This is a genomic window from Actinoalloteichus spitiensis RMV-1378 (assembly GCF_000239155.1).
Taxonomy (GTDB): domain Bacteria; phylum Actinomycetota; class Actinomycetes; order Mycobacteriales; family Pseudonocardiaceae; genus Actinoalloteichus_B; species Actinoalloteichus_B spitiensis.
The window spans coordinates 1-9713 of sequence record NZ_AGVX02000433.1 but is presented as its reverse complement, the minus strand read 5'-3'; the positions used below and the strand labels follow the sequence as shown (position 1 = coordinate 9713).

General features: G+C 73.4%; 8 protein-coding genes and 2 riboswitches. Of the genes, 1 reads left to right on the top strand and 7 read right to left on the bottom strand.

The features are described from left to right. Positions 1-230 precede the first annotated feature (230 nt). The 3 genes from ACTIDRAF_RS0218480 to metE form a co-directional block, all read right to left on the bottom strand. Complete coding sequence (locus ACTIDRAF_RS0218480) at positions 231-860, bottom strand: MBL fold metallo-hydrolase (protein WP_016700211.1); 630 nt, start codon at positions 858-860, stop codon at positions 231-233. Then, entirely contained in the window at positions 860-1945 is a 1086-nt protein-coding gene (locus tag ACTIDRAF_RS0218475) for an S-(hydroxymethyl)mycothiol dehydrogenase (RefSeq protein WP_039788074.1), read from the bottom strand. Before ACTIDRAF_RS0218475 ends, ACTIDRAF_RS0218480 begins: the two co-directional genes overlap by 1 nt. Before the next feature lie 138 nt (positions 1946-2083). Then, a complete protein-coding gene (metE, locus tag ACTIDRAF_RS0218470; protein ID WP_016700209.1) occupies positions 2084-4405 on the bottom strand; it encodes a 5-methyltetrahydropteroyltriglutamate--homocysteine S-methyltransferase in 2322 nt (773 codons plus the stop codon). A gap of 139 nt (positions 4406-4544) precedes the next feature. Beyond that, positions 4545-4796, bottom strand: a riboswitch (cobalamin riboswitch). A gap of 111 nt (positions 4797-4907) precedes the next feature. Here metE and ACTIDRAF_RS0218460 point away from each other — a divergent pair. After that, on the top strand, positions 4908-5450 hold the full coding sequence (locus ACTIDRAF_RS0218460) for an acyl-CoA thioesterase (protein WP_016700207.1): 543 nt from the start codon (positions 4908-4910) through the stop codon (positions 5448-5450). Positions 5451-5468: 18 nt separating this feature from the next. Here ACTIDRAF_RS0218460 and ACTIDRAF_RS0218455 read toward each other — a convergent pair whose 3' ends face one another. Genes ACTIDRAF_RS0218455 through ACTIDRAF_RS0218440 form a run of 4 tightly spaced genes read right to left on the bottom strand, consistent with a single transcriptional unit; the run spans position 5469 to position 9272 of the window. Further along, positions 5469-6395, bottom strand: a complete 927-nt coding sequence (locus ACTIDRAF_RS0218455) for a metal ABC transporter permease (RefSeq protein ID WP_016700206.1) — start codon at positions 6393-6395, stop codon at positions 5469-5471. Then, on the bottom strand, positions 6392-7333 hold the full coding sequence (locus ACTIDRAF_RS0218450) for a metal ABC transporter permease (protein ID WP_016700205.1): 942 nt from the start codon (positions 7331-7333) through the stop codon (positions 6392-6394). Before ACTIDRAF_RS0218450 ends, ACTIDRAF_RS0218455 begins: the two co-directional genes overlap by 4 nt. Further along, positions 7330-8211 carry a metal ABC transporter ATP-binding protein gene (locus ACTIDRAF_RS0218445; RefSeq protein ID WP_016700204.1) on the bottom strand — a complete coding sequence of 294 codons (882 nt, stop codon included), beginning with the start codon at positions 8209-8211 and terminating at the stop codon, positions 7330-7332. The genes ACTIDRAF_RS0218450 and ACTIDRAF_RS0218445 overlap by 4 nt, the downstream gene beginning before the upstream one ends. Then, positions 8208-9272 carry a metal ABC transporter solute-binding protein, Zn/Mn family gene (locus tag ACTIDRAF_RS0218440; protein WP_016700203.1) on the bottom strand — a complete coding sequence of 355 codons (1065 nt, stop codon included), beginning with the start codon at positions 9270-9272 and terminating at the stop codon, positions 8208-8210. The genes ACTIDRAF_RS0218445 and ACTIDRAF_RS0218440 overlap by 4 nt, the downstream gene beginning before the upstream one ends. A gap of 215 nt (positions 9273-9487) precedes the next feature. Then, positions 9488-9615, top strand: a riboswitch (cobalamin riboswitch). Positions 9616-9713: the final 98 nt, after the last annotated feature.

Below are 9713 nucleotides of genomic sequence, written 5' to 3'. Positions count from 1 at the left end.
GTCACCCCGGTTGACCCGACGCGGCGCCCGCACGGAACGGGCCGGAGCCGGGCCGCCACGAGGCGACCGGGGAGTCCGGAGGCGGAAGCGCGGGCCGATGTCCGCCCCCGGCCCGGGAGTCGCGGGGCCGGCGAAGGGTTCCGACCACCCGGCCTCGTCCGCCGAGGGCAACGGCGGCCGGAACCCCGTTCGCCCCACCGCCGGGGCCGTCCGGTCGGCGGGGCGACGCCTCAGTGCCCTCGGTCGATCCACTCCTGGAGGTGCGGCGCCTCCGCCCCGATCGTCGTGGTGTCCCCGTGACCGGTGTGCACGACCGTCTCCGCTGGCAGTGCCAGCAGCCGGTCCCGGATCGAGGCGATGATGGTCGGGAAGTCGGAGAAGGACCGGCCGGTGGCACCGGGACCGCCCTGGAACAGGGTGTCCCCGGTCAGGACCGCCGTCAGCTCGGGCACGTGCAGGCTGACCGAGCCCCAGCTGTGCCCCGGCGTGGCCAACACCCGCAGGGTCAGGCCGGCCACGGTGAGCTCGGCGCCGTCCACCAGGTCACCGTCGGGCGCCCGGTCGGGGTGCGCGACGTCCCAGAGGTGGCGGTCCTCCGGGTTGATCAACACGGGAGCGCCGGTCGCCGAGGCGACCTCCACCGCGGCGTTGACGTGGTCGTTGTGCCCGTGCGTGCAGGCGATGGCGACCACTGAACGGTCCCCCACGGCGGCCAGTACGGCCCGCGCGTCGTGCGCCGCGTCGACCACCAGCACCTCGCGGTCGTCGCCCACGAGCCACACGTTGTTGTCCACGTCGAAGTCCTGACCGTCCAGGCTGAAGGTGCCCGAGGTCACCACACGTTCGATCGACGCCGCCATCAGAGCACCACCACCGAACGCAGCACGTCGCCGTGGTGCATCTTCTGGAAGGACTCCTCCACGCCGTCGAGCGGTATCCGCTCGGTGACGAAGTCGGCGAGGTTCAGCCGTCCCTGGAGGTAGAGGTCGATGAGCATGGGGAAGTCCCGGTCGGGCAGGCAGTCGCCGTACCAGGAGGACTTCACCGCCCCGCCCCGGGAGAAGACGTCCAGCAGCGGCAGCTCGAGCGTCATCTCCGGAGTGGGCACCCCGACCAGGACGACGGTTCCGGCGAGGTCACGGGCGTAGAAGGCCTGGCGGAAGGTCTCGGGCCGGCCGACCGCGTCGATGACCACGTCCGCGCCGAAGCCGTTGGTCAACTCGCGGACGCGCTCCACGACGTCGACCTCGCGCGCGGCCACGGTGTGGGTGGCTCCGAACCGGCGGGCCGTCTCCAACTTCCGCTCGTCGACGTCGACGGCGATGATCGTCGACGCGCCCGCGAGCCTGCTCCCGGCGATCGCGGCGTCACCGACACCGCCGCACCCGATCACCGCCACGCTGTCGCCCCGGCCGACCGAACCCGTGTTGATGGCGGCTCCGATGCCGGCCATCACGCCGCAGCCCAGCAGGCCCGCGACCGCCGCCTCGGCGGCGGGGTCGACCTTGGTGCACTGCCCGGCGTGCACCAGGGTCTTCTCGGCGAAGGCTCCGATGCCCAGCGCCGGGGTGAGCGGCGTCCCGTCGGTCAGGGTCATCGACCTGGCCGCGTTGTGGGTGTCGAAGCAGTACCAGGGGCGACCGCGCCGGCAGGCCCGGCACACCCCGCACACCGCGCGCCAGTTCAGCACCACGTAGTCACCCGGCTGGAGGTCGGTGACGCCCTCGCCGACCTCCTCGACCACCCCGGCGGCCTCGTGCCCCAGCAGGAAGGGGAACTCGTCGTTGATCCCGCCCTGCCGGTAGTGCAGGTCGGTGTGGCAGACCCCGCAGGCCCGGACGCGGACCACCGCCTCCCCGGGACCCGGGTCGGGTACCACGATCGTCTCCACCGTGACGGGCGCGTCCTTGCTCCTAGACACGACTCCGCGAACCTCGTGCGGCAACGGACCGGACCTCCTCCTGTGGTGCTCCGCCGCCCGGGAACGGGCGGCTACGGCCAGAGGTAGATCCTGCTGGACGTGGCCGGCGAGCGCCACCGCCCGTTCGCGAGGTGGTCCCGCCGGCCACGTCGTCCCCGTCGGTCAGTCGGCGGTGACGAGCGTCGCGCGCGCCGCCGCGCTGGCGCGCACCAGCGCGCGCAACGCCGGCTCGACCTCCGGATATCCCCGGGTCTTGAGCCCGCAGTCCGGGTTGACCCACAGCCGCTGTCCGGGGACGGCGGCCAGGGCCGCCTCCACGAGGCTGGTGACCTCCTCGACCGCGGGGACGCGGGGCGAGTGGATGTCGTACACGCCCGGGCCGACTCCGCGCCGGTACCCGATCTCGTGCAGGTCGGCCAGGACCTCCATCCGGGAGCGGGCCGCCTCGATGGTGGTGACGTCGGCGTCCAGTCCGTCGATCGCCTCGATCACGTCCCCGAACTCCGAGTAGCAGAGGTGGGTGTGGATCTGGGTGCCGTCGGAGACCCCGGCGGTCGCCAGGCGGAAGGCGTCCACCGCCCACGACAGGTAGGCGGCCCGGTCGGCGGCGCGCAACGGCAGGAGCTCCCGCAACGCGGGCTCGTCGACCTGGATGACCCGCAGACCCGCGGCCTCGAGGTCCCGGACCTCGGCGCGCAGCGCCAGCGCCACCTGGGCGGCGGTGTCCGCCAGCGGTTGGTCGTCGCGGACGAAGGACCAGGCCAGGATGGTCACCGGCCCGGTGAGCATCCCCTTCACCGGGCGGTCGGTGAGGCTCTGGGCGTAGGAGCTCCAGTCGACCGTGATCGGGGCGGGGCGGCTGACGTCCCCGTGCAGGATCGGGGGGCGCACGCACCGGGAACCGTAGGACTGCACCCAGCCGTGCTCGGTGGCGGCGAACCCGTCGAGGTGCTCGGCGAAGTACTGCACCATGTCGTTGCGTTCCGGTTCTCCGTGGACGAGCACGTCGAGGCCGATGTCCTCCTGGAATCGGATGACGCGCTCGATCTCGATCCGCATCCGACGGCGGTACTCGTCCTCGGAGAGGCGGCCGGCCCGGCGAAGGGCACGGGCCCGGCGGATCTCGTCGGTCTGCGGGAAGGAGCCGATGGTGGTGGTCGCCAGCGGCGGCAGACCCAGCTTGTCCTGTTGGGCCTTGGCACGAACCTCGTAGTCGCCCCGGGTCCGGTGCTCGGGCCGCAGGGCGTCGACCTGCGCCCGGACCTGGTGGTTGCGGCCCGCCGCGCTGGACCGGCCGGCCAGGACCTCCCGGGCACTGGCCAGTTCCTCGGCGACCTCACCCGTCCCGCCGGTGAGCGCCCGTTCGAGCAGGACCACCTCGGCGACCTTCTGTTCGGCGAAGGCTAGCCAGGAGCGGACGGTCGGGTCGATGCGCGTCTCCCGACGCACGTCGTAGGGCACGTGCAGCAGTGGCGCCGAGCTGGAGACGTGCACCGAGCCGGCCACTCCCAGCAGCGTGGCGCAGGCGCCCAGTGCGGAGTCCAGGTCGGTGCGCCAGATGTTGCGGCCGTCGACGACACCGGCGAGGACGGTCTTGGACCGCAGGCCGCTCAACCCGGTCAGGTCGTCCAGGCAGGCCGGTCCGGCCACCAGGTCGACGGCCACCGCCTCGACCCCGGTGCCGGCGAGCACTCCCAATGCGGGGCCGAGGTCACCGTAGTAGCCGGCGACCAGCAGCGCCGGCCGGTCGGCCACGGCCGACAACCGGTCGTAGGCCGTGCGGAGGGCGGCCAGGTCGCCGTCGGTGCGGTCGGCGGCGAAGGCGGGCTCGTCCAGCTGCACCCACTCGACACCCGCCTCGCCGAGCTCGGTCAGCAGCCGCTCGTAGACGGGCAGCAGCCGGTCGAGGAGGCTCAGCGGGGTGAAGTCCGCCGGTGCGCCCTCGGCCCGCTTCGCCAGCAGCAGGAAGGTCACGGGGCCGAGCACCACCGGCCGGGTGGTCACCCCCAACGCCCTGGCCTCCCGGTACTCGGCGACCGGTTTGTCGCCCGACAGCGAGAACTCGGTGTCGGGGCCCAGTTCGGGGACGAGGTAGTGGTAGTTGGTGTCGAACCACTTCGTCATCTCGAGGGGGGCGGCGTCGCCATGTCCCCGGGCGGCGGCGAAGTAGGTGTCGAGCGGGTCGAGCCCGAGCCGCCGGAAACGGTCGGGAACCGCGCCGACCATGACGGCGGTGTCCAGGACCTGGTCGTAGTAGGAGAAGGTGTTGCCGGGGACGGAGCCGAGGCCTGCCGCCAGCAGGCCCGTCCAGGTCTCGGACCGGATGCTCGCGCCGACCCGGCGGAGCTCGTCCTGGTCGATGCGCCCGGCCCAGTAGGCCTCGACGGCGCGCTTGAGTTCGCGGTCGCGCCCGATCCTGGGGTAGCCGAGCACGGTCGAGCCCACCGGGGGCGGGGCGGGGCGGGTGGTCGGAACGTCGGTCACTGCTCTCTCCTCGCGAGCTCGTACCACGTCCGGCCGGGGAGGCGGTGTTCTCCGCGCGGCGGCGAGCCGTTGGGGCCAGGCAGGGCGCCGTGCGGCCGACGGTCGTGCCTCCCACCGGGTCCGGACCGGTGCGCGCCGGTCGACGCGCACGCTGGTGGCAGGTCTTCGGACTCGCGGGCACGCCGACCGTGCTGGTCGGCTCCTAGTGGCCGTCGCTTCCCAGACGCCCGTCGGGGTGTCCAGTGCTCTTCCCGTCCTGGTCGGGCGACCGGGACGGGGACGGCGTTCGTTCCCGCTCACCGCTGCGGGGGCAGTCCCGGACTCGCACCGGGTTCCCTCTTGCTCCGTCCGGCCCCTCGGGGCCTCGCGAACCACCAGCGGCCGCATCGTAGCGGGAAAACGGCCCCGTTCCCCGGGCGTCGCACATGGTGGACGGTCGGGCTCGTGAGCTGGTCGGACGGTCGGCGGGCACGGTCGGCGGGCGGGGACCTAGGCTCGGGTCATGCCCTCCGACACGCCCGACGCGCCCCTGCCCGGCAAGCCGAACTCCGCCGCCGCGACCACGCTCAGCCAGATCATGACCGGCTCCGACACCAACCTCTACGGCACGGTGCACGGCGGGGTGATCATGAAGTTCGTCGACGACGTGGCGGCCGCGTGCGCCGGGCGGCACTCGGGAGGTACGGCGCTGACCGTCTTCATGGACGAGATGCTGTTCCTGGTGCCGGTGAAGGTGGGGGATCTGGTCCACGCGAGCGCGCAGGTGAACTGGACGGGCCGCACCTCCATGGAGGTCGGGGTGCGCGTGGTGGCGGAACGGTGGAACGAGTCCGTCCCGGCGACCCATGTGGCGAGCGCCTACCTGGTGTTCGTGGCGGTCGACGCCGAGAACCGGCCGCGTCCGGTGCCCAGGCTGACCCCGGTGACGGCCGACGACCGCCGCCGGTGGGCGGAGGCCGAGATCCGCCGCCAGCACCGCCTCGCCCGCCGGGAGGCGATCCGCCAGCACCGGACGGACAACCCGAGGAACCCGAACGGAGGCTGATCGAGGCAGCTCCGGCCGCTACCCCCCTCGGGTCGCGCTGCCCGCCGTCGGTCCGGGACGGCGGGCTGGGGTGCCTCGGCGGCGCCCGCCCCGCCACCGCCGCCACAGCCCCCGGCGAGGGGCGAAGACCAGCGCCAGCGCGAAGAGCCCGACCGCCGCCAGTCCGATCGAGCCGGCCACCGAGCTGTCGAGGCGCACGGCGGCCCGTTGCCCGAGCAGCGCGCTCACCCAGCCCACGGCGACGGCGATACCGAGCATGCTGTCGAGCCGCCGGGCCACCAGCTGCGCCGTGGCCGCGGGGACGACGAAGAACGTCACGACCAGGATGGCCCCGATGCTCTCGAACGCGGTCACGGCGACCGCCGCGACCAGCACCAACAGCCCCCGTTCGACCAGCCGCACCCGGACGCCGGTGGCCTCGGCGAACTCGGGGTCGAAGCTGGTGAGCACCAGCGGACGCCAGAACAGGACGACGACGGCCAGGACGACGACGGCGGCGGCGCCGGTGATGAGCAGGGACCGGGGTACCTGGGTGCCCCCGAGGTCCAGGGTGCGCAGCGGGGCGAAGGTCAGCTCGCCGTAGATGGTCGAGTCGAGGTCCAGGTGGACCCCGGAGGTGTACCGGCTGACGCCCAGCACGCCCAGCGAGAACAGGGCGGGGAAGACGAGCGCGATGGCGGCGTCGGAGGCGACGATCCCGCTGCGGCGGAGCGCCTGGAAGGCGAGCACGCAGACCACGCCGAAGAGGGTCGCGCCGAGCAGCATGGCGATCGTGTTCCGGCCGCCGGTCACCAGGTACACGCCCACGATCCCCGGCAGCACCGCGTGGCTGACCGCGTCGGGCAGCAGCGCGCGACCGCGCAGCACCAGGAAGGTTCCGAGCAGCGCGCACGCGGTGGCCAGCAGGCCGGCGGTCAGGACGATGACGAGGTCGTCAGCGGTCATCGCGCACCACTCGCCTCTCGGGGCGGCGCCCCCGCCTCGCCGGGCGCGGAGGACCGGGACTCGGCGGCCGCGACGGGCCGGCGGACCCGGGCCAGCACTCCCCGCCGGGGCGCGAACAGCACGGCGAGGACGGCGACGGACGTCGCGAGCAGCACGATGACCGGTCCGGCTGGCAGTTCGGCTCGACCGGCGAGGACCGCTCCGGCGGCACCGCTCGTTCCCCCGACGAGGGCGGACAGGGTCACCAGGCCGCCGAGCCGGGTGGTGAGCTGCCGGGCGGCGACGGCGGGGGCCACGAGCAGCGCGACCATGAGCACCGCGCCCACCGTCCGTACACCCAGGACGATCGCCACGGCCAGCAGCACGGTGCTGGCGGCCTCCACCGCCCAGCGGGGAACCCCCGCCACGGCGGCGAAGCCCGGGTCGAAGGCGGCGGTGCGCAACACGCGGAAGCAGGCGGTGACGGCCAGCAGCGCGCACGCTCCCACCACGGCGGTCAGGAGCACGTCGCGTTCCACCATGCCGGCCGGCTGGCCGAAGAGGTAGTCGGCGAGACCGCTCTGGCCCGCGTTCCCGCTGCTCGCCAACGCGGTGAGCAGCACGATCCCCGTGGTGAACGCGGCGGAGAGCACCACTCCGATCGCGACGTCCGGGCGGCTGCCGGCACAACGTTCGAGGCCGATCACGGCCAGCGCGGCCAGCGCGGCGGTCAGCCCGGCGCCCAGCAGCATCAGCGGCAGGTGTTTCGTGCCGGCCACCACGAAGCCCAGGACGACCCCAGGCAGGGTGCCGTGGCTCATCGCGTCTCCGAACATGCTCCTGCCGCGCAGGACCGCCAGGGGGCCCAGCGCGCCCGCGACGAGCCCGATGGCCGCGGCTCCCACCGCGACGACCGCCTCCGGGTAGGGCAGGGGGAGGGAGGTGATCAGCCAGTTCACCGGTCCGGGCTTCCGTCGGCGGAGGCGGCGGTGCGGTCGGCGGCTCCGGTCTCCGGGGGACTGGCGGTGGACACCGTGAGGCCGACGCGCCCGTCGGGCTCGTCGACCGCGCCGCGCAGCGGGGCGAGGCCGTAGGCGTGCTCCAGCAGCTCGGGTCGGAGCACCTCGGCGGGCGGGCCGTCGGCGAGGACCCTGCCGGCCAGCAGCACGGCGTGGTCGAAGCGTTCGCGGACGGTGCGGAGGTCGTGGTGCACCGCGACCACCGAGCGCGCCTCGTCCCGGCAGAGCTCGGTGAGCAGGTCGAGCAGCGCGGCCTCGGTGCGGGCGTCCACTCCGGCGAAGGGTTCGTCCAGCACGAGGAGGTCGGCCTGCTGGGCCAGCGCCCTGGCGAGGAAGACACGTTGGCGTTGTCCACCGGACAACTCGTCGAGGGGGCGGTCGGCCAGGTCGACCACCCCGGTGCGCCGCAACGCCGCCTCGACGGCGAGGTCGTCCTCCTCGGTGAGCCGCCGGAACCAGCCGCGCCGGGGGTACCGCCCCATCTCGACCACCTGCGCGGCCGTGATCGGGAAGTCCCTGGTGACGGCGTCGCGCTGCGGGACGTAGGCGACACGGCGCCGGACCGCGCGGAGCGTATCGCCGAGCAGGGTGAAGCGCCCGCTGGAGCGGACGAGGCCGAGCGCCGCCTTGACCAGGGTGGACTTGCCGGCTCCGTTGGGTCCCACCACGGCGGCGAGCCGACCGGCGGGTACCCGCAGGGTGACCCCGTCCAGCACGAGCCCGCCACCGTAGCCGACGCGCACGTCGGTGGCGGTGAGGGCGGTGCCCGGAGACGGGACCGGAGCACCGTTCGGGACCGCGCGCTCGAGCGGGCTCACCGCAGCCCCTCGACCAGCTGGTCGACGTTGGCGCGCACCATCCCCACGTACGTGCCCTCCGGAGTGCCCTCCGCTCCCGCGGCGTCCGAGAAGAGCTCACCGCCGACCGACACCTCGGCACCCCTGCTGGCGGCCGCGGCGAGCACGGCCTCCAGGCTCTGCCCGGACACGCTGGACTCGACGAAGACGGCGCGCACCCCCCGTTCGGCGATCAGGGCCGCGACACGGTCGATGTCGGCGGTGGTGGCCTCGTCCACGGTGGAGATTCCCTGGATCGCCTCGACCTGGACGTCGTAGGCGCGCCCGAGGTAGCGGAAGGCGTCGTGCGAGGTGACCAGGACGCGCCGCCGTTCGGGGATCTCGGCGAGGCGGTCCCGAACCTCCTCGTCGAGGTCGGCGAGCTCGACGAGGTACTCGTCGGCGGCGTCGCGGTAGGCGGAGGCGTGCTCCGGGTCCTCGGCCGCCAGGGCGTCCCTGATCCCTTCGACCACCCTCGACCAGAGGCTGACGTCGAACCACACGTGCGGGTCGAACTCGCCGTCCCCCGGCTCGGTGTCGGGGGCGGCGAGCAGTTCCGACTCCGGGATGCTCTCCGCGACCCTGACGACCGCGGTGTCCCCGAGCCCGTCGAGGACGGTCTGGAGGTTGCCCTCCAGGTGCAGTCCCACGGAGAGGACGAGGTCGGCCTCGCGGAGCTGGTGGAGGTGCCCGGCCCTGGCCTGGAAGAGGTGGGGGTCCACTCCGGGGCCCATCAGTCCCGCGACGTCGACGTGTTCGCCGCCGATCCGCCGGACGGTGTCGGTGAGGAAGTTGGTGGTGGCGACGACGCGGAGGCCGGCCTCGTCACCGGTGGCTCTCGCGGTGGTGTCGTCGGTGGGCCGCAGGGCGAACACGATCAACCCGATCGTGGCCACCACGGCGACAAGGGTGGTGATCAGGATCACCCTGGCGCGGCGGCGTCGGGCCGACCTCCGGTCGGTGGCGGAGCCTGGTCGTTCGTCGGGCACGATGTCCTCCCGGTCGTGCTGGCCGGCGGCGATCACCGCCGCCGACAACCCCACACCCTAGTTGAAAATCATTATCATTACGCCCGCTGGTCAACCCATCGGGGACACCGTGTCGCGCGCGCACGTGACCAGCGAATCGCTACTCGCAGTCATGAAGATCCACACCCAAAGTCACCGTACCCGGTTATGAGGCAGCCGGGAATATAACGCATCACAACCGGCAACACGCCACCATATTGGGGGTGCGCGAGGCACGAACCCCAACATGTAGTCTCGTGGCCGCTGATGGTTCGGGAGGCCCGACGACGGGCCGACCGAGGCAAGAGGGAATCCGGTGCGAGTCCGGAACTGCCCCGCAGCGGTGAGTGGGAACGACCGCCGTCCGATGGCGCCCAACCCTGGGGACCGGGTGCCTCGAGAAGCACTGGAGCCCGGCCAGGGCGCCGGGAAGCGACGGCCAGTAGAAGCCGGCCAACGGCGGCCGGAGCGCCCGCG

Excerpts from the sequence above, each read along its gene's own strand:
- ACTIDRAF_RS0218480 (WP_016700211.1), bottom strand. The coding sequence starts at position 860 with ATGGCGGCGTCGATCGAACGTGTGGTGACCTCGGGCACCTTCAGCCTG.
- ACTIDRAF_RS0218455 (WP_016700206.1), bottom strand. The coding sequence starts at position 6,395 with ATGACCGCTGACGACCTCGTCATCGTCCTGACCGCCGGCCTGCTGGCC.
- ACTIDRAF_RS0218460 (WP_016700207.1), top strand. The coding sequence starts at position 4,908 with ATGCCCTCCGACACGCCCGACGCGCCCCTGCCCGGCAAGCCGAACTCC.